This is a genomic window from Microbulbifer maximicatervae (SeqCode) (assembly GCF_052468295.1).
The window spans coordinates 2,888,159-2,910,882 of sequence record NZ_CP174340.1 but is presented as its reverse complement, the minus strand read 5'-3'; the positions used below and the strand labels follow the sequence as shown (position 1 = coordinate 2,910,882).

The following is a 22,724-nucleotide window of genomic DNA, read 5'->3' as shown; positions in this document are numbered from 1 at the left end:
CGTATGACAAGAAGTTGTAGCTGAGTATGGATCTAATTCAGACGGTAATCTGGGCCTTGGTGGCTCTCGGTGTACTGGTATCTTTCCACGAGTTTGGGCACTTTCTTGTAGCACGTCTATGTGGTGTTAAGGTGCTACGCTTTTCTGTGGGGTTCGGCCGCCGGTTGATCTCCCGCTATGATCGCCACGGTACCGAATTCACTATTTCCGCTATCCCCCTCGGTGGTTACGTAAAAATGCTCGATGAGCGCGAGGGGCCTGTAGCGGCTGAAGAGCTGGATCAGGCGTTTAACCGCAAGAGCGTATGGGCGAGGATGGCGATTGCCGCTGCCGGCCCTGCCGCTAACTTTCTTTTGGCGGTAGTCTTTTTCTGGGCTGTGTTCCTCGGTGGAACAGCGGGACCGGTTCCTATTGTGAAATCCGTTGAGCCCGGGAGTATTGCTGCGTCGGCAGGCCTTGAGTCCGGGCAGGAAATTGTTGCTGTTGATGGTGAGGCTACCCCTACTTGGCAGGCCCTCAATTGGCGCCTGGCAAACCGCCTGGGTGATAGTGGCACCATAGAATTCTCTGTGCGCTATCCGGATTCCAACCTCGAATACCATATGGTGGCGGATATCAATCGCTGGCTTGCCGGCCGTGAAGTTCCCGATCCGCTCGGGGAGATTGGACTGCAGCTCTGGACTCCACCGGTGAGTATGACTCTTCATAATGTGGTGGAGGGAAGCCCGGCAGCCTCAGCTGGACTAAAGGCTGGAGACAAGATTGTCTCGACCGATGGCCGTGACTTTTCATCTTTTCAAAGCTGGACCGATTATGTGAGAGCCCGCGCTGGTGTTCCAATGGATATCACTGTCGAGCGTGGAGGCGAACCGCTGACGGTGTCCGTAACACCGGCGGAGATCAAGCTGGACAGCGGTGAAACCATAGGGCAGGTCGGAGTGCAGCCGGTATCAGAGACTTGGCCGGATGATCGAGTACGGATTTACCACTATGGGGTGGGCGGCGCTTTAGTAAAGGGCTTGCAGGAGACCTGGGATAAAACAGTCTTTACCCTGAATAGTTTGAAGAAACTATTATTTGGTCAACTTTCGACCAAAAACTTGAGTGGCCCCATTACCATTGCTAAAGTGGCGGGTACTTCCGCGGAAGCGGGATGGCAGTCTTTCCTGTCATTGCTGGCGTTGCTCAGTATTAGTCTTGGTGTACTCAATCTGTTGCCTATCCCGGTACTCGATGGTGGTCACCTCCTTTACTACGGTATTGAGGCGATCAAGGGGTCCCCTGTGTCAGAGAGGGTGCAGGTGATTGGTTTACAGGTGGGCATGGCCCTGGTGCTCTGCATTATGGGGTTGGCTCTGTACAACGATATTTTACGTTTGTAGTGCCCTGGATTGGCTTTTTTCCGGGCTGATAATGTGAGTGAGATTTTTATACGTGTGAGACGTTTTGTCTTGGCACGATTGTGTTGTGAGTAAAAGCGACTCGGAAGCGGTATGAAGTATTTGCTGAAAGCGATCTTTCTGGGCCTGGTGCTGCCTCTCAGCGCTTTGGCACAGTCGTTCGTTCTCAGCGATATCCGAGTAGACGGGTTACAGCGGGTTTCTGCAGGTACAGTTTTTTCAGCGCTTCCGATTCGGGTAGGCGACGAAGTTGAGCCTGGCGAGATTCAGGATGCAACCCGAGTATTGTTTCGCACTGGTTTTTTTGAAGATATTCAGATTGGCCACGAAAACAGCGTTCTTGTTATTACCGTGAGAGAACGACCGGCTATATCAAAGATAGATATATCCGGGAACAAGGCGATTGCCACTGAGGATCTACTGAAGGCGATGAAGGAATACGGTCTCGCCGAAGGCCAGATCCTAAAGCGTTCGACCCTCAGGGGGTTGACCCAGGAGTTTGAACGCCAGTACGTGGCGCAGGGTCGATATGGCGCCAGTGTTAAAGCGGAGCTCAAGGAGCTGCCACGCAACCAGGTTGAACTACGGGTTGCTGTCGATGAAGGGGCTGTTGCTGCGATAAAACATATTAATATCGTAGGAAATCGAGCCTTTTCTGATAAAGAGCTGGAAGAGATTTTTGAGCTTAAAACTACTGGCTGGCTCTCTTGGTTGCGCAGCGATGATAAGTATTCTAGTGAGAAACTCACTGGTGATTTGGAGCGCTTAAAGTCCTATTACCTGGATCGTGGATATCTTGGTTTCCAGATTGATTCGGCTCAGGTATCTCTAGGGCCGGACAAGAAGAGTGTATTCATTACTATTAACGTGGTTGAGGGTGGTGTTTACACGGTTAGTGAGGTGGAAATTGCTGGAAACCCGATAGTAGCGGAGGAGGAAATCAACCGCCTGCTATTGGTGCGAGAAGGTCAGCGGTTTTCCCAAGCGAGGGTGACGACCACTTCAGACTATATTGCTAAACGCTTGGGCAACAAAGGTTACGCTTTTGCCGAAGTGAATGGTGTTCCTGAGGCCAATGAAGACGAGAGTACAGTAAAAATTACCTTCTTTATTGATCCGGGAAAGCGCACTTATGTGCGACGTATTAGTTTTCGCGGGAACACTCGCACCGCAGATGAAGTCTTGCGGCGTGAACTGCGCCAGATGGAGTCAGCTTTGGCTTCCTCTGCGCGTATAGAGCAATCCAAAGTGCGTCTTGAGCGCCTTGGATACTTGAAGGTAGTGAAAGTTGAAACAACTAAGGTGTCCGGCACCTCAGACCGGCCCGATGTTGATTACATGGTAGAGGGGCAACCCTCTGATTCTGGGGGAGCGGGGCGCTAGTTGGCGCTGTAACTCCTGGATTGCGAATAAAAACACCTGGAATTAGTAGATGAAACATTTCCTGAAAGCGGCTTCTCTTAGTCTGGCACTGCCTCTCAGTGCTTTAGCACAGTCATTTGTAGTTGATGACATCCGTGTGGAAGGGCTGCAGCGCGTCTCTGCCGGTACCGTATTCTCAGCTCTCCCTGTGCGAGTGGGGGATGAGGTGGAGACTCTGGAAATTCAGAGTGCCACTCGGGCGCTGTTTCGCACTGGTTACTTTGAGGATATTCAAATTGGCCAGGAGAATGGTGTCCTGGTTATCACTGTGCGCGAGCGACCTGCAATTTCCAAGATTGAAATTACGGGTAACAAGGCGATTGCAACAGAAGACTTGTTGAAAGGCATGCAGGAGAATGGCCTTTCAGAGGGGCAGATCTTCAAGCGCGCAACCCTTGAGGGGTTGGCTCAGGAGCTGCAGCGTCAATATGTTGGCCAGGGACGCTATGACGCCAGTGTTAAAACTGAAGTAAAAGAGTTGCCGCGCAACCAGGTTGAGCTTCGCGTAATTGTTGATGAAGGCTCAGTAGCCGCAATTAAGCACATCAATATTGTCGGCAATAAAGCGTTCTCCGATGAAGAGCTTGGAGAGATTTTTGAGCTGCAAACCACCGGCTGGTTGTCGTGGTTGCGCAGTGATGACAAGTATTCCCGAGAGAAATTGACCGGCGACCTGGAGCGTCTCGAATCCTATTACCTGGATCGTGGGTACCTGGATTTTAAAATTGATTCCACCCAGGTTTCCCTGAGTCCGGATAAAGAGAGTGTATTTATCACCGTCAATGTATATGAAGGCGATGTTTACACCATTAGTGAAGTGGACCTGGCCGGTGATCCTGTAGTTCCAGAGGAAGAAGTTAAGCGCTTGCTACTGGTGCGGGAAGGGCAGACCTTCTCCCAGGTTCGCATGACAACAACCTCGGATTATATTACCAAGCGCCTGGGGAATGAGGGCTATACCTTTGCTGAGGTTAATGGTATCCCCGAGCCCAATAAAGAAGAGAAAACGGTAAAAATTACCTTCTTTATCAACCCCGGCAAGCGGGCTTATGTTCGCCGAATTAATTTCCGGGGTAATACTCGCACTACAGATGAGGTTTTGCGCCGCGAGATGCGTCAGATGGAGTCAGCTTCTGCTTCCTCTGCCCGTATAGAGCAGTCAAAAGTCCGCCTTGAGCGCCTGGGCTACTTTAAAGAAGTTGAGGTGGAAACCTCAGAAGTACCGGGTACTTCTGACCAGATTGATGTCGAATACACGGTTGAAGAGCAGCCTTCAGGTTCTATCGGCGGCACAATTGGCTGGGCCCAGAGCAGTGGCTTGGTACTGGGAGCTAATATCCAGGAAAATAACTGGTTAGGCACCGGTAAATCTGTAGGTATTGGGATGAATGCCTCCACCTACCAGACTTCTGTGAACTTCTCTTACCTTGACCCTTACTTCACACCGGATGGTGTGAGCCGTGGTTTTAATGTCTTCTACACAGAGAATGATTACTCCGAAGTTAACCTTTCTGACTACAACACCACGACTTATGGTGGTGGCGTTAGCTTTGGTTACCCGATGTCAGAAATTTCCCGTCTCGGATTGAATATTAATTTCAACCACTTGGAACTAACAGCTTCAAGTAGTTCTGTGCAGGAGATTTCCACAACACCTGAGCCAATTGATGGTGTGACCGGTGTTATTACCGATGCTGACGCTGATGAAATTTTTGATGATTGGCAAGATGGTATAGCTAATGATCTGGCAATGTCATTAACTGATGATCTATTTCCCACTCCAGATGGTTTTATTGATCGCTATGGAGATGCCTTTAACAGTTTAAGTCTCACGGCATCTTATGCGCGATCAACTTTAAATAGGGGGATTTTAGCAACTCGAGGTGCTTCGCAAAATCTTTCTCTGGAACTCAGTGTGCCTGGGAGTGACCTGGAGTACTACAAGCTTGTTTACACTGGGCAGTATTTCCGTCCATTGACTAAAAGCCTGACCTTACGCTTGCGAACGCGTTTAGGATATGGTGATGGTTTCGGAGACCTTGATGAGCTACCGTTCTTTAAGAACTTCTATGCTGGTGGTTTTGGGTCTGTGAGGGGCTTTGAGCGCAATACTTTGGGGCCTCGCTCAACTCCTGCAGAAATACTAGGGCCTTACTATGACCCCGATGGTTTCAGTTCCACCCTCGCTCCTTGTGCGACCGATGGAGAGAGCATAACGCAGAGTTGCTATCTGGTTGATGATGACGGGAACCTAGTGACATCTACTTATGGAGATGCTGATCCATTTGGTGGGAATATTCTAGTTGAGGGTAGTGCGGAAGTCATTTTCCCGCTGCCCTTTGTTAAAGATCAGCGTTCCTTACAAACCGCTTTCTTTGTTGACGCGGGTAATGTGTTTGATACCAGCTGTAGTGATACCCAAATCAACTGTTACGATGTGGACTTTGGTAAGATGAATGTCTCTGCGGGGATTGGCTTGACCTGGATTACCGGTTTTGGTCCGCTGACATTCAGCTTGGCGAAAGCCCTTAAGAAAAATGAAGATGACGATGTGGAAGTATTCCAGTTCACCCTGGGTAACAGCTTCTAAATTTGTCAGATAAAATGAATTAGGCGTATATCAGCGCAATTAAAATAAAATCTATTGGAGAGACCGACGTGCTTAAGAATGTAAAAATTGTTGCAGTATTACTTGCAGGTATGACCTTGTCCGGCGCAGCGCTGGCGCAAACCAAGGTTGCGGTACTTAACCTACAAGCTGCGATCATGAGCACAGATGCAGCTAAAACCAAGGTTAACTCCTTGAAGACCAGCTCTGAATATTCGAAGCTGCAGAGCAGTGCCGAGTCAATTCGTTCTGAGCTGCAAAAAATGGCTGAAGATGCCAAGAAAAACAGTGTGACCTGGTCCGATGAGCAGAAGACTGAGTACCAGCGCAAGATGAATTTCCAGCGCTCAGATTTTGAGACAACGGTGAAAAAATTGCGTGCAATGGAAGCTCAAGTGGGTCAAGAGATCCAGGCTTCTATGGGGCCAAAGGCTAGGGATGCCCTGGACGCACTGATTAAAGAGCAGAAGCTTGACGTAGTGCTGGATTCCAATACTGCCTACTATGTAAGTCCTAGCGTCGACCTGACAGAGGCTGTTGTTAAGCGTATGAACGCAGCCAAGTAAGTCGATAGTCTTATATGAAAGATAGCTTTTCTCTTGCCCAGTTGGCGCAAGAGCTGGGGGCCGACTTGCGGTTGGCGCCCGGTTCAGATTCCAATCAAAAAGTTCAGGGTTTAAATACACTGCAGGATGCCGGTGCAGAGCACTTGGCTTTCCTCGCAAGCCCTAATTATCGACGCTTTCTGAAAACGACCAAAGCTGCCGCAGTGCTGGTATCGGAAGAGTTTGTTGAAGAGTGCCCGGTAACGGCCTTATGTGTTGCGGACCCCTACTTGGCCTTTGCTCAAGCAACAGCCCTGTTCGATACAACTCCTGAAGCACCTATTGGTATTCACGCCTCTGCAGTGGTTCACCCCACGGCAGAGATTGGTGCTGGTGTCAGTGTGGGGCCCGGCTCTGTGGTCGAGGCCTACGCAAAATTGGAGCCTGGAGCGATTGTTGGTGCTAACTGCTATGTTGGCGAGGGCAGTTTAGTCGGTGCAGGAACACGCCTGTATGCCGGCGTTGTTTTTCATCATAACTGCTCTATCGGTGCACACGGTATTATTCACAGCCAGACGGTTATTGGAGCCGATGGCTTCGGGTTTGCGCCTAATAAAGGCAGCTGGGTGAAAATTCACCAGCTTGGTGGAGTGCAAATTGGCGAAGATGTGGAAATTGGAGCCAATACCTGTATAGACCGTGGAGCTTTGGGTGATACGGTGATTGGGCGAGGAGTCAAGATCGACAATCTGGTCCAAATCGCGCACAATGTGAAGATTGGTGACTACACGGCCATAGCCGGGTGTGCCGTAATTGCCGGTAGTGCTGAGATAGGGAAGCATTGTCTTCTCGGTGGCTGTAGCCGTATTAACGGGCACATAACGATTGCAGATGGCAGTCAGGTGTCGGGTAACACGTTTGTTACTAAGTCGATAAAGGATACTGGTAGCTACTCTGGAGCGCTATCCTTTGCCGATAGTTCTACCTGGCGTCGTAATGCTGTGCGTTTTGGTCAGTTGGATCAAATGGCGCGCAGATTGAAAGATTTGGAAAAACAGGTTCAGGCACTGTCCCAAAAGAGTGGGACAGACGATTGAACTTTAGTTATTAATTAATTTGGCTTTGTTGTTTTCGGGGCGTTTTACGCCCCGAAGTGGTTTCTGGGGGCATTTGGAATGATGGATGTACGTGAAATTCGCGAGTATCTGCCGCACCGTTATCCTTTTTTGTTGGTGGATCGTGTAGTAGAACTCGAAGAAGGGAAGTATATAAAAGGCTATAAAAACATTTCTGGAAATGAAGAAGTTTTTAATGGCCACTTTCCGGAAATGCCTATTTTCCCGGGAGTGATGATTGTTGAAGCCCTGGCCCAGGTCTCGGGAATCCTCGGCTTTAAAACGTTTGGTAAAAAACCGGAAGATGGATATCTGTATCTGTTCGGTGGGGTTGATAAGGCGCGCTTTAAGCGTCAGGTGATCCCGGGTGATCGCCTTGAGCTCGAGTCTGAAGCGGTATCTGTTCGCAGAAATATCTGGAAATTCGCTTGTAAAGCCAGTGTTGATGGCGAGCTGGCAGCTTCTGTTGATATCCTATGTGCCGTCAAAAAGGTTCAGTAATTCTGTAAAGCTCGCTGGAGAGTTAGATTCAGGATTTTCCGGGTAGCCTTTGTTTTTAAGGGTACAGGTTACCCAGTACGATTAATGCCGAGGAGTAGATCCCAGAATGCAGACAAGTATCCACCCTACAGCTATTGTCGACTCTACGGCAGTAATTGGTTCCGGGGTGAGTATTGGTGCTTACACCATTGTTGGAGCCGGCGTAGAGATAGGTGATGGCTGTGATATTGCCTCTCATGTGGTGCTTAGTGGGCCGACCAAACTGGGGAAGAACAACCGAATCTACCAGTTTGCTTCCGTAGGGCAGGATACCCCGGACAAAAAGTATCGTGGTGAAGAGACGACACTCGTTATTGGCGACAATAACGTGATTCGCGAGGGGGTTACGATCCACCGTGGTACCGTTCAGGACCGAGGTGAGACCACTATTGGTGACGAAAACCTGATCATGGCCTATGCCCATATTGGCCACGATAGTGTTGTTGGTAATCACACTATTATGGTGAATAACTGTGGTTTGGCCGGTCATGTTGTTGTTAAGGACTGGGCGATTCTGAGTGGTTATAGTTTGGTTCACCAGAACTGTACTGTGGGGGAGCATGCTTTCCTGGGAATGGGCGCTGCTATCGGTAAAGATGTTCCTGCTTATGTTATGGTTGCCGGGAACCCTGCTGAAGCAAAGACCATTAACTCGGAAGGGCTGCGCAGGCGGGGCTTTTCTAGAGAAGATATTGCCCTGATCAATAAAGCTTACAAGACCGTTTATCGTCGCGGTCTCACTATGCAAGAGGCGCTGCAGGCCTTGATGGAGTTGCGCGAACAATCTCCAGTTATTCAGCCGTGGATAGAGTCTTTGCAATCTTCCACCCGCGGCATTGTTCGCTAATTCACTTCTCTTTGGAGCTGTTTTGTGCGGTTCCGATTGCACTTTATGCAACTCCCATTTAATTCCAACATAAACAGCTCCCCAAGAGGAGGGATATAGGCGTGTCAGAAAAAAATAAGCCGATACGAATTGGTATCGTTGTCGGTGAGGCGTCAGGAGATATCCTCGGTTCTGGTTTAATGGCCGCATTAAAAACTCGGCTTCCCAATGTAGAGTTTGAGGGGATTGCCGGGCCGCGCATGCTGGAACTGGATGCTACAAGTTTATTTCCTATGGAGCGGCTGTCGGTAATGGGGCTGGTAGAGCCTTTGAAGCGCCTTCCGGAACTGTTGAAAATCCGCAGATCTCTCCGTCGCCACTTTACTGATAACCCTCCCGATCTATTTATTGGTATAGATTCCCCGGACTTTACATTGACTCTTGAGGCTGCACTCAAGGCTGAGGGTATCCCCACCGTCCATTATGTCAGTCCTTCGGTTTGGGCCTGGCGGCAGGGTCGAATTAAAAAGATTGCGCGGGCTGTCGACCAAATGTTGACCCTGCTTCCATTTGAAGCGAATTTCTACCGAGATAACCAAGTACCGGTGACCTTTGTTGGCCACCCTTTGGCTGATGAAATTCCCCTGCAAGTGGATGTCGCCGGTGAACGCAAAGCATTGGGCTTTGAGAAAGGCGACCGGGTAATTGCCCTTTTGCCTGGCAGTCGTGGAGGTGAGGTTCGCATGCTGGGGCCGTTGTTTCTGCAAACGGCCCGATGGTGCCACCAGCGTCACTCGGATATTAAATTTGTTATTCCCGCTGCCAACAAGCAGCGTATGGATGAGATTCAAGAGCAGCTAAAAGATTACCCTGAACTCCCTATTACTTTACTTGAGGGGCAATCGAGACGGGCCGTTTCTGCGGCAGACTGTGTGCTCATTGCATCGGGTACGGCGACCCTTGAAACAATGCTCCTTAAAAAGCCCATGGTCGTTACCTACAAGCTGGGCAGATTGACGTCTATGATCGTCTCGCGGATGTTGCATACCCCATGGGTTTCGCTACCAAATTTACTAGCCCAAAAAGAACTGGTGCCGGAAATTTTGCAGAATGATGCTATTCCGGAGAATCTTGGTGCGGCGGTGATGCAGTACTTTGAAGATCCGCTTCTTGGGGATCATTTAGAGCGCGAGTTTTTCGAAATGCATCAACAGTTGAGACGCAATGCTTCTGAGCGGGCTGCTGATGCCGTGGTGGGGCTGCTGGAAGCTAAGCCTGAATCTGCCGAGTAGTATAAGTTATGAGTAGTAAAACAGAATTGCCCCCCTATGTTTGCCCTTTCAAGGGTGATTTGATTGCAGGTGTCGATGAGGTTGGGCGCGGCCCCTTAGCTGGTGATGTAGTTGCCGCAGCTGTGATTCTTGATCCTAACAAGCCAATTGCCGGGCTTGCCGACTCCAAAAAGCTGACTGAAAAAAAGCGCGAGCGGTTGTTTGATGAGATTTGTGAGCGAGCGCTCAGTTACTCCATAGCTCGTGCAACAGTTGAGGAAATTGACCAGCTAAATATTTTGCAGGCAAGTTTACTGGCGATGCATCGTGCAGTTGCACAGCTATCCGTGCAGCCTGAATTTGTGTTGGTGGATGGCAATAAAAAACCGAACTGGGATTACCCTTGCGATACCGTTGTAAAGGGCGATGGTCGTGTCGCTGCAATTGGGGCGGCATCTATTTTGGCTAAGGTGACCCGTGATAGGGAAATGGTAGTGCTGGACTCTGAATATCCCGGTTACGGCCTTGCAGGTCATAAAGGGTATCCCACCAAGGCGCATATGGAAGCTTTACAATTGCAGGGTCCCACTCCAATACACCGCACCAGCTTTGCACCGGTAAGGCGCTTGCTAGAAGAAGTTGAGTGATTAACGGCTGTAGCGTTACTTGTCGATTCGCTTGATTCTGGCCCGGGTAATCATCTTGTCTGAGACCTCCTCAATTTCCACCAGGTAATTGAGGATGTACAGGCTGATATTGCCGTCGGGGATACTCTCCAGGTGTTCCATTGCCAGGCCGTTAAAGGTTTTCGGCCCGTCGGTGGGCAGTTCCCAGCCAAGGGTGCGATTAATATCGCGAATAGAAGTGCCGCCCTCGATCATGTACCAGCCATCTTCTATAGCGACTATCTCCTCGTCATCGCTGGGTACTGGACTTGCGGTGAAGTCGCCGACAATTTCCTCCAGCAGATCTTCCAGGGTAACGATACCCATTACCTCTCCGTACTCATCAACTACCAGCCCCATGCGGCGCTTGGTTTTCTGGAAGTTCATCAGCAGTGTGGGGAGTGGTGTTGCCTCGGGTACGAAGTAAGGCTCATCGGTGAAGGAGTTGAGCCGCGCTGCCGTTAAATTTTCTGGTCCGTCGCGCAGTATTTGCGCCGCTTTTCGCAGGTGAAGTATGCCTACTACTCGATTGATGTCACCGCGATATACGGGGAGGCGAGTGTAGGAACTTTCCGCTAGCTGCTGCAGGATCTCTTCGGCGCTGTTTTCCAGGTCAACACCCATGACTTCATTGCGCGGAATCATGATGTCTTCAACGGTTGCTTGGTCCAGGTCCAGCACGTTGAGCAACATGCCTTTGTGCTTGCTGGGAAGCAGGGCGCCTGATTCGAATACAACGGTTCGGAGTTCTTCGGGGGCCAGGTGTTCCGCTTCGCTATTCGCTTTTGTTTCGACTCCCAGCAAACGCGCCAGGCCGTTGGATATGCCACCAATCAACAGCACCAGGGGAGTGAGCAGCCATTGCAGTGGGCGCAAAATAAATGAGGCGGGGAAAGCAATTTTTTCCGGGTGTAGAGCGGCAATAGTCTTTGGTGTGACCTCAGCAAAAATCAGTAGGGCAAGAGTTAAGACAATGGTGGTGAGTATTTCTCCGTAAATTTGCGCGAATACCGAGCCGGCGATTACGGATACAAGAACGTTAACGAGATTGTTGCCGATTAGAATTGAGCCGATCAGCTTGTCCGGGCGTGCGAGTAGCTCGGTGGCGCGCTTTGCCCCGCGGTGCCCGCTTTTGGCTTGGTGCCGCAGACGATAGCGGTTAAGCGCCATCATGCTGGTTTCGGAGCTGGAGAAGAAGGCGGATATCAGTATCAATAGGGCCAGCAAACCGAATAGCAGGCCCGTGGGCATCTCGTTCAAGGGAGAACTCTTTTTATTTCCAAGCGGAGATATTGGAACATATTGCCGACCTCCGCAAGCTTTGCAGTCGTATATTCGATTACCCGCGCTGGAGAATGACTTCCATAACCAGCTTACTACCAAAATAGGCAAGTAGTAGGGCGGCGAAAGCGCTTAAGGTCCAACGCACAGCGGTATTGCCTCTCCAGCCCAACCTCCAGTGTCCCCATAGGAGTATGGTGTAAAGAACCCAGGCGACCATAGAGAGGATGGTTTTGTGTATTGGCCCCTCTTCAAACAAATTGCCAACAAAGACGAAACCGGTCAGCAGGGAGGCGGTGAGCAGTAGTTGCCCGAAAGTGATCAGACCAAACAGCAGTGATTCCATGCTCTGCAATGGTGGCAGAAGGCGGGTGGCGCCTACGGGCCTGTGATTGTGCAGCTGCTGGTTAAGGTAATAGAGGTAGATTGCCTGTAAGGTAGCCAGGGTTAGCAGCGAATAGGCGGAAATAGACAGCAGAGCGTGTACCGCAATGCCGGCAGAGATCTGTTGATGTGGCGTTACGGTGCCCCAAATATGGGATGCGGCAAATTCAGTGGCGGCTCCCACTGGTGCGAAAATAAGAATAAGTAGAGTAAGTGGCCGGCCAACGGCCAGGATCAATAATAGAAAGTTAACTACCCAGGAAATCAGCGAGAGCATTGCCAGCAGGTCAAAGCGATAGCCTTCGGGTGAAAAGAGAACGTGTCCCAGGGATATTCCGTGGGTGACAAGTGCACCCGCCAAAAGGCTGAGAAGCAGTTTGGAATTCGGCTGTTGTTTTCGGGCCAGAGCCGCACCTGCAACTATGGTTGTGGCCAGGTAGAGAGCGATAGCTGTCCAGTGGGCGAAAGCCGCCATGGGTAAATCCGTGTCTTCATTATTGCGTTAGGGCAGGAGTGTGTCATAGCCAGTTGAAACAAGGAAGACTTGCGATATTTCGGCTGTGGCGAGACCTGGGCTATACTGCCGCGCCTCAGAGAGGGAGTTGCAGTTTGCTCCCCCCTAATTTCGCGCCCCTCCGCACTGGGGTTGAGTCCGTAAACGGAGAGATCGAGACGAATTTATGTTCGATAACCTGAGTGACCGCTTATCGGCGGCCTTAAAGAAAGTTACCGGTAAAGCGCGCCTTACGGATGACAATATCCGCGATACTTTGCGCGAAGTGCGCAAGGCGCTGTTGGAGGCGGATGTCGCTCTGCCAGTGGTTAAGGCATTTGTTCAGCAAGTGCGCACCGCTGCGGTAGGACAGAAGGTTAGCAAGGCTCTCAACCCGGGCCAGCAGTTCGTCAAGATTGTTCAGGATGAGCTGGTTAAGGTGATGGGTGCGGCTGCAGAGCCTCTCAACCTCGCCGTGCAACCTCCGGCGGTAATCCTGATGGCGGGCCTTCAGGGTGCTGGTAAAACCACCAGTGTGGCCAAGCTGGCCAAATACCTGCAGGAGCGTGAAAAGAAAAAAGTCATGGTGGTGAGTGCGGACGTCTACCGCCCTGCCGCTATTAAACAGCTGGAGACCTTGGCCGGTGAAGTGGGGGCACAGTTTTACCCCTCTACAGCTGAGCAGAAACCGCTGGATATTGCCAAGGGTGCTGTGGGCGCTGCCCGCAAACAATTTGCCGATGTGCTGATTGTGGATACTGCTGGTCGACTGCATGTGGACTCCGAGTTGATGGATGAAATCCGTGAGCTGCACAGTGAGTTGGACCCGGCGGAAACCCTGTTCGTGATCGACGCAATGATCGGTCAGGATGCGGTAAATACCGCAAGTGCCTTTAATGATGCGCTGCCGCTGACCGGTGTGATTCTCACCAAGGCCGATGGCGATGCCCGTGGTGGTGCCGCTCTCTCCGTGCGTCACGTCACCGGTAAGCCAATCAAGTTTATCGGTGTTGGTGAAAAGACCGACGCTCTGGAAACCTTCCACCCGGATCGTATCGCCTCTCGTATCCTGGGTATGGGTGACATTCTGTCTCTGATTGAAGAAGCAGAGCAGAAGATTGATAAAGAGAAAGCCGAAAAGCTGGTTAAGAAGGTCCAGAAGGGTAAAGGCTTTGACCTGGAAGACCTGCGCGATCAGTTGCAGCAAATGCAAAATATGGGTGGCTTTGGCTCCCTGTTGGAGAAAATGCCCGGCATGGGCGGTGTAGCGCAGGCTGCACAACAGGCCGATATGGGCAAAGAATTTAAGCGTATGGACGCATTGATTTCCTCCATGACGCCGGCCGAACGCCGCAATCCTGACCTTCTTAACGGTTCGCGCAAGCGCCGCATCGTTGCCGGTTCCGGCACCCAGCTACAGGACTTGAATCGCCTGCTCAAGCAGCACAAGCAGATGGGCAAGATGATGAAGAAGCTCAAAGGCGGGGGCATGGGTAAAATGATGCGCGGCCTCGGCGGCCTGCCCGGTATGGGCGGTGGTATGCCTGGCGGTATGGGCGGTATGCCCGGAGGCCTGCCACCGGGCCTCAAAAAGAAGTAGAGAACCGAGGTTCTCCGGGCGGCTTGGCGACCCTATACAAATCTGGGGTGGTACATTAGAATACGCCGCCTTTCTGCCGGCCCTGCTGCCGGTAAAAAGTTGTTGTGGTGACTGCTTAGTGCGGTTGCCTAGTGTTGAACCTATAGGAAAGTTACATGGTAACCATTCGTTTGGCCCGTGGTGGTGCTAAAAAGCGCCCATTTTATCATCTGACCGTTACCGACAGCCGCAAATCTCGCGACGGTCGTTTTATTGAGCGTGTTGGTTTCTTCAACCCGGTTGCCCGTGGTCAGGAAGAGCGTCTGCGTGTTGATCGCGAGCGTGTTGATTTCTGGCTGGGTCGTGGCGCACAGGTTTCTGACCGCGTCAGCAAGCTTCTGAAAGAATCTGCTTAATTTGCGCGTAAGTGGTGCTCCTGTGACAGATAACGGAAAACCTTCCGAAGAGTTGGTCACGGTTGGGCGCGTTACTACCGTTTATGGTGTGCGCGGCTGGGTCAAGGTTCACTCCTATACCGAGCCGATGGACAACATCCTGCAGTTCCCTAATTGGCGCTTGCAGGGGCCGAAAGGTTGGGAAGCTCTCGAAATTGACGCTGGTAAGCGTCACGGCAAGGGCTTGATCGTACATGTGAAAGGCATTGATGACCGCGATTTGGCGGCTCGACTTTGCCAGCGCGATATTGCTGTAGCTCGTGAACTGATGCCTGAGCTTGAGCATGGTGAGTATTACTGGCACCAGCTCGAAGGGTTAAAGGTTGTCAGCCATTTCGATGGCGAAGATCACGACTTTGGTACCGTCGCTCGCATGATGGAAACTGGTGCCAACGATGTAATGGTGGTGCGCGGTGGAGCGGATAAGCGCGAGCGCTTGATTCCCTATCTACCTGATCAGTTTATTACCAATATTGACCTGGAAGTCGGTGTAATAACCGTCGACTGGGACCCGGCTTTTTAAGGCGTAGGAGCGATGACAAAACGAATCGCTCTGGTAAGCATTTTTCCGGAGATGTTTGCCGCATTGACCGAGTATGGCGTCAGTGGACGGGCTGTGAAAGATGGCCTTTTAGAAGTTCGCTGTTGGAATCCTCGGGACTTTACCAGTGACAGGCACCGGACTGTGGACGATCGCCCTTACGGCGGCGGACCGGGAATGGTGATGTTAGCTGAGCCCCTTTACCAGGCTCTCGAGGCTGCTCGAGCTTGGGCTGGTGAAGATGGTGAATCTGTACGCAGTATCTACATGTCTCCCCAGGGTCGGCAGCTCGATCAGGGTGGAGTGGAGCAGCTGTCTGCAGCTGGCAACCTGGTGTTGTTGGCGGGGCGCTACGAAGGTGTGGATGAGCGTATCGTCGAATCTATGATCGACGAGGAGTGGTCCATTGGTGACTATGTCCTCAGCGGTGGCGAATTGGCTGCTATGGTGATGGTGGATGCTATTACCCGCTTGATTCCCGGCGCACTTGGACACAACCAATCGGCGGTTGAGGACTCTTTCTCCTCTGGCCTGCTGGACTGCCCACACTACACCCGACCGGAACAATATCGGGGAGTAGCGGTACCGGAAGTTTTGCTTTCCGGCAACCATGAAAGAATACGCCGCTGGCGCCTGAAGCAGGCATTGGCGCGCACGCAACAGCGACGCCCGGACTTATTGCAAGGGTTGGAGCTGAGCGATGAGCAGAAGTTGTTGCTGGATGAGATCCAGCGGGAACAGAAGCTCGAAGAAAATTGAGGCCGAATTCGCCGGGAGGCGCGAGTAGTTCGGTGAACTAGCTGAGAAGCTACACAATCTGTATTTGGGAGCGATCCAAATGACTAACAAAATTATCCAGCAGCTGGAGCAGGAACAGCTGAAGAGCGAAGTACCTCCCTTCGCACCGGGCGACACTGTAATCGTTCAGGTAAAAGTAAAAGAGGGCAACCGTGAGCGTCTGCAGGCGTTCGAAGGCGTGGTTATCGGTAAGCGCAACCGTGGTCTGAACTCCTCCTTCACCGTGCGTAAAATTTCCCACGGTGTTGGCGTTGAGCGTACTTTCCAGACTCACAGCCCGATGGTTGACAGCCTCAAGGTTAAGCGTCGCGGTGACGTGCGTCAGGCCAAGCTGTACTACCTCCGCAGCCTGACTGGTAAAGCTGCACGTATCAAAGAGAAGCTCAACTAAGCTCTCCTTGATCGCAGAAAAAGGCCGAAGCGTACGCTTCGGCCTTTTTTGTATGTGGGTTACGAGCAGCATATTTGGTGCCCCTGATTGGGTCTGCTTGCCTTAACTGACATAAATGGACACGGGCTTGCCCTGGCGCGGGGATACAGTCAATTTCGCTAAAGCGCTCACGTCTTGCGGTGTTTTGCGTAGTCCAAGCTGACTGGATATGTTAAAACGTGCCAATTAGGTTCGCAGCGGCAAAGAGCTGCCATACTGGCTGGAACTGAAGGCCGATGATTAAGTCGAAGCCCAATGAGAATTTAAGGAGCAATTGGTAATGACGCTTATCAAGAAGCCGCTGGCAGTCGCTGGCGCGCTACTCAGTCTGGTGGGCTCTGCAGCGTTGGCAGAAGTCGATACCAACGTTGTAAAAACCATCAAGACACGCCTTGAGGCGAGTAATCCCAAAGCAACCTATGGAGAGGTACGGGAGAGTCCAATTGAAGGGCTTTACGAAGTGGATGTCGATGACGGCAACACGACCCTGTTCGTCTCTGCTGATGGCAATCACTTTGTTTATGGCGATCTCTACCAGGTGAAGGCTGGCGGTGTTGCCAACCTTTCCGAGCAGCGTAGAGCGACGCGCCGCGCTGCGGTCATGGGCGCCCTTGATACAGAAGATATGATTGTCTTCTCCCCGAAAGGTGAAACCAAGGCAAGCGTTTATGTATTTACCGATGTGGACTGCGGTTACTGCCGCAAGCTGCACCAGGATGTGCCCGAGCTGAACAAGCGCGGAATCGAAGTGCGCTACCTGGCGTTCCCACGCGGTGGTCTTAACTCCCTGGGATATCGCAAACTGGCAACTGCATGGTGTGCGGAAGATAGCAACAAGACGCTGACTGCACTTAAGAACCGTGAAAACGTGCCTTTGGATGTCTGTAAGACAAACCCGGTGGCAGCTCAATACAAGTTGGGCAACGAGGCTATCGATGTGCGCGGTACGCCGACTATCGTGATGGAAGATGGTCGGGTCGTTCCCGGTTACTTACCACCGGATCGCTTGCTTAAAGAGCTGGGAATTTAAGCCCGGCTGATAGCTAAAAAACCGGCAGCCGAGAGGCCGCCGGTTTTTGTTTTTAAGCAGGGTTTTTAATTTCTACTTTTCTCGGCTGGGTCATATTCTCCGGCGCGAGGATATCGTTCAGTTCCTCCTCACTCAGTAACCCCTCATCAAGGATTAGCTGTTTCACACTGGCACCGGTAATTAGCGCCTGCTTGGCGATGCGGGTGGCATTTTCATAGCCAATAAACGGGTTTACCGCAGTAATCAGGCCGATGCTGTTCTCAACCAGTTGCAGGCAGTGCTCTTCGTTGGCAGTGATGCCGCTTACACAGCGATCCGCAAGCGTGGTCATGGCTTGGGTCATCAGGCGCATGGACTGTAGCAGGTTAAAGGCGATCACTGGCTCCATTACATTGAGCTGCAACTGACCGGATTCAGCAGCCAGGGTAATCGTGAGGTCGTTGCCGATCACCTGGTAGGCAACCTGGTTAACCACTTCGGGAATAACCGGGTTGACCTTGCCGGGCATAATGGATGAGCCGGGTTGCATCGGCGGCAGGTTAATTTCATTGAGGCCAGCGCGAGGGCCGCTGGAAATCAGGCGTAAATCGCTGCAAATTTTCGAGATCTTAACGGCGATGCGTTTCATGACGCCGGAGAACATCACGAAGGCGCCCATGTCGGAGGTGGCTTCCACCAGGTTTTCTGCGCAGACAAAATCGATGCCGGAAATTTCTGACAGCGCGTTAACAACCAGCTGGCGATATTCCGGGTCGGTATTAATGCCGGTGCCGATCGCGGTACCACCCATATTGATCTCTTTGAATAGAGCGACCAGTTCCTTCACTCTGTCGACATCTTCGCGCACAGTAGCGGCGAAAGCGGCAAACTCCTGGCCCAGGGTCATAGGTACGGCATCTTGCAGCTGGGTGCGCCCCATTTTAATTACTGAGGCAAACTCTTTGGCCTTCTTGTCGAACTCAACGCACAAGCTCTCCATGGACTTAACCAGGTCGCTGTAGCTGAGCAGAATGGCCAGGTTTATCGAAGTTGGATAAACATCATTGGTAGATTGCGATAGGTTTACATGGTTGTTGGGGTGTACTTTTTTGTACTCAGCTTTGTTGTGACCGAGTAATTCCAGCGCGCGGTTGGCAATCACCTCATTGGCATTCATATTGGTAGAAGTGCCGGCGCCGCCCTGAATCATATCTACCAAAAATTGATCGTGCAGTTTGCCATCGATAATCTCGTCACAAGCAGTGGCAATGGCATCTTGCAGTTTGGGCTCCAGGTAGCCGAGCTGTCCATTGGCACTGGCCGCAGCTTTTTTTACCATCGCCAGTGCTTTTACCAGATTGGGGAAGTGATTCAGGGTAATTCCGGTAATCTGGAAATTCTCCAAAGCGCGCAAAGTTTGAATGCCAAAATAGACATCGGCCGGTACTTCGCGCTCACCCAATAAGTCTTTCTCCAAGCGGGTTTCTGCACCTGCACTAAAAACCGGCATTGGTTTGAGTGTGTGGAAATCGTTGGTCATTAGTTTCTCTTCTCTTCATCGTATGGGCCTGTGTGGGGTGAGGTAATATCCCCACCTCCCGCAAGCCTCGTGTTGGGGTAATTTAGTAATTAATTGGGAAGTATTTTTAGAGTGGTGTCGCAAAGAAACTCTGCGGCCCCTCTGTAGAGGTTGCGCGAATATTCTCGCGGATGTTTTTGTTTATCTCTTCGGACTCAGGACCAAAAACACCACATAATTTCAGTGCATTTTTTATGCTGATGTTGCGACCGAGAGATTCGAGAACTACTTTTGTGCAGACGGGCTCACGCCTGTCACTGGCGGATGCTCCCAGCTTTAATCCAGATAGATAGCTGACTCGGCTTTTATAGGTAGGGTATAAAATAGTTTGTGCGATTTCATTGTGAGTCAAGGATTCATAGCCGACCAAAAAAATACGATCGGCAAGAAAGAGCAGCATGCCTTTATAGCGGGATTTATACCACTCATCCCTGTCCGGGTAGCGCATTCGTTCGAAGCGCTGAAAATAATACCCATCACCATCCGACTCAATATGCAGCAGGCTGCGAATAATATGGTCGGAGAAGGTCATGGAGTAGTGGTACTCGAAATAGAAGCCTAAATATTTATCGGCCCGCCCCTGGGACTCCCGCATCAGAATATCAATATCGCGATTGTAGGGCCTGGCGGGGAGGCTGTCGGATACGGGTGCGCTGCGCACGCGAACAATTTGGCTGAATTGCTCGTGGGGCATCATGATTTCATGGGGCTCTACGCCAAAAAAATGACATATCTTTCCCAGGGTATACTGGGAGGGTTGAGTGTTACCGTTGAGATATTTATTGAACTGGGCACGGTTCACCCCAATTCGCCGGCACACCTCGGCTATGGATGGGTAGAAGCTGCACAGAAGGCGGAGGTTTTGCGAAAAATCGTTGCTCATCGGTATTTTGCTTCTGGATAGAGGTTATCCCTTCAATCCTTGTTAATCACTCGGTCCCTTTTTAAAGGCGAAGCCATATGGCTTCGCCAATAGTTTCAGTTTTTATCAGTTGGGGTGATTGCACTCACCGCACAACGGGCGCTGTAATAGGGTTTTAATTTCCATATCGGAATAGCCCATTGCCAACAGGTGGTTGAGTTTTACAAAACAGGCTTCGCTGGTCATATCCAGACCACCTATAACACCGGCATCAAGCAGTGCGGAGCCCGCAGCGTATTTACCCAGATCCACCTGGTGTTCCAAACACTGGGACACTGCTACACAAATAGTGCCGAGCTTTGAAGCCTTCTCAAGCTGCTCAGTAAATGCGCTGTCGTCAGTCGGCGCATTGCCGGTGCCGTATGTTTCAATAATCAGGCCCTTGGGGCGGCTCTCTAAAATTTTCTCAATCAGTGAGGGAGATATACCGGGGAATAGTTTCAGTAAAATCACTCCGCCATTGGCATCGGCGGGAATCTGAAACTGCGGTTCACCGGTGGGAACCAGCAGGGCGTTGTGGTCGATATTGACCTGGATGCCCACTTCCCCGAGACAGGGGTAATTGGGGCTGCTAAAAGCATCCAGTGAGCCAGAATTGACCTTCACTGCACGGTTGCCGCGTAGAAGTTTGCCGTTGAAGTAGAGGCAGACCTCCCTGATATCGTCGGAGCCGCTTAATAATAGCGCCGCAATTAAGTTGTTATAGGCGTCGCTACGCATCTCCCGCAAGGGAATCTGGGAACCGGTGACGACCACGGGCTTTTCTATGCCTTGTAGGGCAAAGGACAGTGCTGAGGCGGTGTAGGCCATGGTGTCGGTGCCGTGCAACACCAAAAAGCCTGAGTACTGGCTATAGTTGTCGCGTATCAGGCTGGCAATGTGATACCAGTCCTTTGGTCGCATATTGGCGCTATCCAGCAGTGGGTCGAGTGCCTGGAAATCGTATTGTGGAAGCTGGCCGATAACATCTTGTAAGAGGCGGCCCAGAGCGCCTTCCAGGTCGGCGTCAGGCACATAGCCCGATTCGCTTCGGCGCATTCCCAGGGTTCCGCCTGTATAAAGGATTAGGGTTTTCTTCATTACTCGACCACTATCTGAGTCCGGATTCAGTACGCCCCTATTTTGTGCAAAGGCGCGGTGGATGCAATTTCGCAGGTTGCTGTTACCTGATGCTAGTAGATGCTTCTATAGCATCTACTGAGGACGCTGTTGGTTTCAAGAGGTGATTTTGGGTGACAGAAGTTTCGACTCTACTCTAGCCGGAAGCGGTGCCTTTATGGCGCAATTATATTGACTTTTTTACGTTCCGCTCGGTAAGGTTGATGATCTTTTGTCAATTTTATTTGCATTTATTGCGCGGCTTCCTGTGGTGGCACTTTCTATGTAATCGGGGGTAGATCCCGGTCTGGTTCGCTGCCCCTATAGTTGCGCGGAGGAACATTGTGAGCGCAACAGTGGAAGAGACTGCGGAGGCGGAGGCTCAGGTGGTTGTAAAAAAGGCACCCCGTGCCGTGCGGATCGGTATCTGTGGCCTGGGTACTGTCGGCAGTGGAACGGTGAATGTATTGGCGCGCAATGGGCGGGAAATTGCAGCCCGTTGCGGTCGCGCCCTGGTCATTGAGCAAATAGGTGCGCGCCGCGATAACGCACACTGTGATACCAGCCAGATAAACGTTACACGGGAAATTTTCGATGTCGCCAATAATCCCAACGTGGATATTTTGGTGGAGCTTATCGGTGGTACTACGGTAGCCAAGGAGCTGGTGCGCACAGCGATTGAAAATGGCAAGCATGTTGTCACCGCTAACAAGGCGTTGATTGCCGAACACGGCAACGAGCTGTTTGAGCTGGCCGCAAAGCACAATGTCACCATTGCCTATGAGGCGGCGGTAGCTGGCGGTATTCCTATTATTAAATCCCTGCGCGAAGGATTGGTGGGCAACCAGGTGCAGTGGCTCGCCGGAATTATTAATGGCACCGGCAATTACATTCTCACTGAGATGCGGGAAAAAGGGCGCAGTTTCGATGAAGCTCTGGCCCAAGCCCAAGCTTTAGGATATGCGGAAGCGGACCCCACTTTTGATGTGGAAGGTATCGATGCTGCTCACAAGCTGGTGATTATGGCTTCCCTGGCATTTGCTATGCCGCTCGCTTTTGACAAGGTGTACACCGAAGGCATCAGCCGGATCTGTAGTGAAGATATTCGCTACGCCGATGAGCTGGGATACCGTATCAAGCATCTGGGGATTGCGCGTCGCACTGACAAGGGCGTGGAGTTGCGGGTGCACCCGACTTTAATCCCCCAGCGCCGCCTGATCGCCAACGTAAACGGCGTTATGAATGCGGTGCTGGTCAGCGGCGATGCTGTGGGACCAACCCTGTATTACGGTGCTGGTGCGGGCGATGAAGCCACGGCATCGGCAGTGATCGCCGATCTTGTTGATGTGGCCCGCACTCTTGAAGCCAAGCCGGAGCACAGAGTGCCGGCAGCGGGTGTCGCTCTTGCGAATCAAGGGGGAACCCAGGTTCTGCCGGAAGAAGATGTTATTACCAGTTATTACCTGCGCATCGCTGCCCACGACAAGCCCGGTGTTATGTCTCAGGTGGCCACCATTTGCAGTGATCAGGGCATCAGCATCGAGGCTCTGATCCAGCACGAACCGGTTGAAGGTGAGGCACTTGTCCCGGTGGTGATTCTGACCAGCCGGGCTGATGAAGCCAGCCTCCGCGAAGCAGTTGCACAAATTGAGGCTTTGGAAACGGTCGAAGGTGAAGTCGTCAGGATTCGTGTTGAGAGCCTCGGATAAACCCTGCGGGCGCCGAGTGACATAACCCCGGGCTCGGTGCCCCAATCAATAAAC

General features: G+C 51.5%; 20 protein-coding genes and 1 pseudogene. 16 read left to right on the top strand and 5 right to left on the bottom strand.

Annotated elements, in window-relative coordinates; translation table 11 throughout:
• Positions 1–26 precede the first annotated feature (26 nt).
• The 9 genes and pseudogenes from rseP (at position 27) to rnhB (ending at position 10,374) form a co-directional block, all read left to right on the top strand.
• Positions 27–1,382, top strand: a complete 1,356-nt coding sequence (rseP, locus tag ACJJIQ_RS13275) for an RIP metalloprotease RseP (protein ID WP_282933671.1) — start codon at positions 27–29, stop codon at positions 1,380–1,382.
• Between the two features lie 111 nt (positions 1,383–1,493).
• Positions 1,494–2,771 (top strand): annotated as a pseudogene (gene bamA, locus ACJJIQ_RS13270) (outer membrane protein assembly factor BamA); the annotation flags it as partial.
• A gap of 61 nt (positions 2,772–2,832) precedes the next feature.
• A complete protein-coding gene (bamA, locus tag ACJJIQ_RS13265) occupies positions 2,833–5,412 on the top strand; it encodes an outer membrane protein assembly factor BamA (protein WP_444914366.1) in 2,580 nt (859 codons plus the stop codon).
• A gap of 68 nt (positions 5,413–5,480) precedes the next feature.
• Entirely contained in the window at positions 5,481–5,996 is a 516-nt protein-coding gene (locus tag ACJJIQ_RS13260) for an OmpH/Skp family outer membrane protein (RefSeq protein WP_413662813.1), read from the top strand.
• 14 nt (positions 5,997–6,010) lie between these two features.
• Positions 6,011–7,072, top strand: coding sequence for a UDP-3-O-(3-hydroxymyristoyl)glucosamine N-acyltransferase (lpxD, locus tag ACJJIQ_RS13255; RefSeq protein ID WP_445362142.1), 1,062 nt, complete (start codon positions 6,011–6,013; stop codon positions 7,070–7,072).
• 78 nt (positions 7,073–7,150) lie between these two features.
• Positions 7,151–7,591: a 3-hydroxyacyl-ACP dehydratase FabZ gene (gene fabZ / locus ACJJIQ_RS13250; protein WP_108734005.1), complete on the top strand. Its 441-nt coding sequence runs from the start codon at positions 7,151–7,153 to the stop codon at positions 7,589–7,591.
• Between the two features lie 106 nt (positions 7,592–7,697).
• Complete coding sequence (gene lpxA / locus ACJJIQ_RS13245) at positions 7,698–8,477, top strand: acyl-ACP--UDP-N-acetylglucosamine O-acyltransferase (protein ID WP_444896539.1); 780 nt, start codon at positions 7,698–7,700, stop codon at positions 8,475–8,477.
• 101 nt (positions 8,478–8,578) lie between these two features.
• Positions 8,579–9,748 (top strand): lipid-A-disaccharide synthase, encoded by a 1,170-nt coding sequence (gene lpxB / locus ACJJIQ_RS13240; protein ID WP_445362141.1) that lies wholly within the window; start codon positions 8,579–8,581, stop codon positions 9,746–9,748.
• An 8-nt stretch (positions 9,749–9,756) separates the two neighbouring features.
• Entirely contained in the window at positions 9,757–10,374 is a 618-nt protein-coding gene (gene rnhB / locus ACJJIQ_RS13235) for a ribonuclease HII (RefSeq protein ID WP_445362140.1), read from the top strand.
• Positions 10,375–10,389: 15 nt separating this feature from the next.
• Here the strand turns inward: rnhB and ACJJIQ_RS13230 are convergent, their stop codons facing one another.
• On the bottom strand, positions 10,390–11,652 hold the full coding sequence (locus ACJJIQ_RS13230; RefSeq protein ID WP_445362139.1) for an HlyC/CorC family transporter: 1,263 nt from the start codon (positions 11,650–11,652) through the stop codon (positions 10,390–10,392).
• A 79-nt stretch (positions 11,653–11,731) separates the two neighbouring features.
• Positions 11,732–12,532, bottom strand: coding sequence for a cytochrome C assembly family protein (locus tag ACJJIQ_RS13225; protein ID WP_108734000.1), 801 nt, complete (start codon positions 12,530–12,532; stop codon positions 11,732–11,734).
• A 205-nt stretch (positions 12,533–12,737) separates the two neighbouring features.
• Between ACJJIQ_RS13225 and ffh the strand changes: the two genes are divergently transcribed.
• The 6 genes from ffh (at position 12,738) to ACJJIQ_RS13195 (ending at position 17,383) form a co-directional block, all read left to right on the top strand.
• Positions 12,738–14,150, top strand: coding sequence for a signal recognition particle protein (gene ffh, locus ACJJIQ_RS13220; RefSeq protein ID WP_445362138.1), 1,413 nt, complete (start codon positions 12,738–12,740; stop codon positions 14,148–14,150).
• Between the two features lie 155 nt (positions 14,151–14,305).
• On the top strand, positions 14,306–14,545 hold the full coding sequence (gene rpsP / locus ACJJIQ_RS13215) for a 30S ribosomal protein S16 (protein WP_445362137.1): 240 nt from the start codon (positions 14,306–14,308) through the stop codon (positions 14,543–14,545).
• 22 nt (positions 14,546–14,567) lie between these two features.
• Positions 14,568–15,107, top strand: coding sequence for a ribosome maturation factor RimM (rimM, locus tag ACJJIQ_RS13210; protein ID WP_108735295.1), 540 nt, complete (start codon positions 14,568–14,570; stop codon positions 15,105–15,107).
• A gap of 12 nt (positions 15,108–15,119) precedes the next feature.
• Positions 15,120–15,884: a tRNA (guanosine(37)-N1)-methyltransferase TrmD gene (trmD, locus tag ACJJIQ_RS13205; protein ID WP_413662806.1), complete on the top strand. Its 765-nt coding sequence runs from the start codon at positions 15,120–15,122 to the stop codon at positions 15,882–15,884.
• A 73-nt stretch (positions 15,885–15,957) separates the two neighbouring features.
• On the top strand, positions 15,958–16,314 hold the full coding sequence (gene rplS / locus ACJJIQ_RS13200) for a 50S ribosomal protein L19 (RefSeq protein WP_282934563.1): 357 nt from the start codon (positions 15,958–15,960) through the stop codon (positions 16,312–16,314).
• Between the two features lie 319 nt (positions 16,315–16,633).
• Positions 16,634–17,383 (top strand): DsbC family protein, encoded by a 750-nt coding sequence (locus tag ACJJIQ_RS13195; RefSeq protein ID WP_445362136.1) that lies wholly within the window; start codon positions 16,634–16,636, stop codon positions 17,381–17,383.
• A 52-nt stretch (positions 17,384–17,435) separates the two neighbouring features.
• On the opposite strand, the gene aspA is transcribed toward ACJJIQ_RS13195, so the two are convergent.
• The 3 genes from aspA to ACJJIQ_RS13180 form a co-directional block, all read right to left on the bottom strand.
• The gene (gene aspA, locus ACJJIQ_RS13190; protein WP_445362135.1) at positions 17,436–18,902 is read right to left on the bottom strand and encodes an aspartate ammonia-lyase; all 1,467 of its coding nucleotides are present in this window, start codon (positions 18,900–18,902) and stop codon (positions 17,436–17,438) included.
• Between the two features lie 106 nt (positions 18,903–19,008).
• The gene (locus ACJJIQ_RS13185; protein WP_445362134.1) at positions 19,009–19,824 is read right to left on the bottom strand and encodes a helix-turn-helix domain-containing protein; all 816 of its coding nucleotides are present in this window, start codon (positions 19,822–19,824) and stop codon (positions 19,009–19,011) included.
• A gap of 105 nt (positions 19,825–19,929) precedes the next feature.
• The gene (locus ACJJIQ_RS13180) at positions 19,930–20,943 is read right to left on the bottom strand and encodes an asparaginase (protein WP_445362133.1); all 1,014 of its coding nucleotides are present in this window, start codon (positions 20,941–20,943) and stop codon (positions 19,930–19,932) included.
• A 404-nt stretch (positions 20,944–21,347) separates the two neighbouring features.
• Here ACJJIQ_RS13180 and ACJJIQ_RS13175 point away from each other — a divergent pair, with 404 nt between their 5' ends.
• Positions 21,348–22,670 (top strand): homoserine dehydrogenase, encoded by a 1,323-nt coding sequence (locus ACJJIQ_RS13175; protein WP_445364815.1) that lies wholly within the window; start codon positions 21,348–21,350, stop codon positions 22,668–22,670.
• Positions 22,671–22,724: the final 54 nt, after the last annotated feature.

Bases quoted from the DNA above. Each gene is read 5' to 3' on its own strand.
- rnhB (WP_445362140.1), top strand. From the start codon at position 9,757: ATGAGTAGTAAAACAGAATTGCCCCCCTATGTTTGCCCTTTCAAGGGT.
- ACJJIQ_RS13180 (WP_445362133.1), bottom strand. From the start codon at position 20,943: ATGAAGAAAACCCTAATCCTTTATACAGGCGGAACCCTGGGAATGCGC.
- ACJJIQ_RS13185 (WP_445362134.1), bottom strand. From the start codon at position 19,824: ATGAGCAACGATTTTTCGCAAAACCTCCGCCTTCTGTGCAGCTTCTAC.
- ffh (WP_445362138.1), top strand. From the start codon at position 12,738: ATGTTCGATAACCTGAGTGACCGCTTATCGGCGGCCTTAAAGAAAGTT.
- ACJJIQ_RS13195 (WP_445362136.1), top strand. From the start codon at position 16,634: ATGACGCTTATCAAGAAGCCGCTGGCAGTCGCTGGCGCGCTACTCAGT.
- aspA (WP_445362135.1), bottom strand. From the start codon at position 18,902: ATGACCAACGATTTCCACACACTCAAACCAATGCCGGTTTTTAGTGCA.
- bamA (WP_444914366.1), top strand. From the start codon at position 2,833: ATGAAACATTTCCTGAAAGCGGCTTCTCTTAGTCTGGCACTGCCTCTC.
- fabZ (WP_108734005.1), top strand. From the start codon at position 7,151: ATGATGGATGTACGTGAAATTCGCGAGTATCTGCCGCACCGTTATCCT.
- rpsP (WP_445362137.1), top strand. From the start codon at position 14,306: ATGGTAACCATTCGTTTGGCCCGTGGTGGTGCTAAAAAGCGCCCATTT.
- rseP (WP_282933671.1), top strand. From the start codon at position 27: ATGGATCTAATTCAGACGGTAATCTGGGCCTTGGTGGCTCTCGGTGTA.
- lpxD (WP_445362142.1), top strand. From the start codon at position 6,011: ATGAAAGATAGCTTTTCTCTTGCCCAGTTGGCGCAAGAGCTGGGGGCC.
- trmD (WP_413662806.1), top strand. From the start codon at position 15,120: ATGACAAAACGAATCGCTCTGGTAAGCATTTTTCCGGAGATGTTTGCC.
- lpxA (WP_444896539.1), top strand. From the start codon at position 7,698: ATGCAGACAAGTATCCACCCTACAGCTATTGTCGACTCTACGGCAGTA.
- ACJJIQ_RS13225 (WP_108734000.1), bottom strand. From the start codon at position 12,532: ATGGCGGCTTTCGCCCACTGGACAGCTATCGCTCTCTACCTGGCCACA.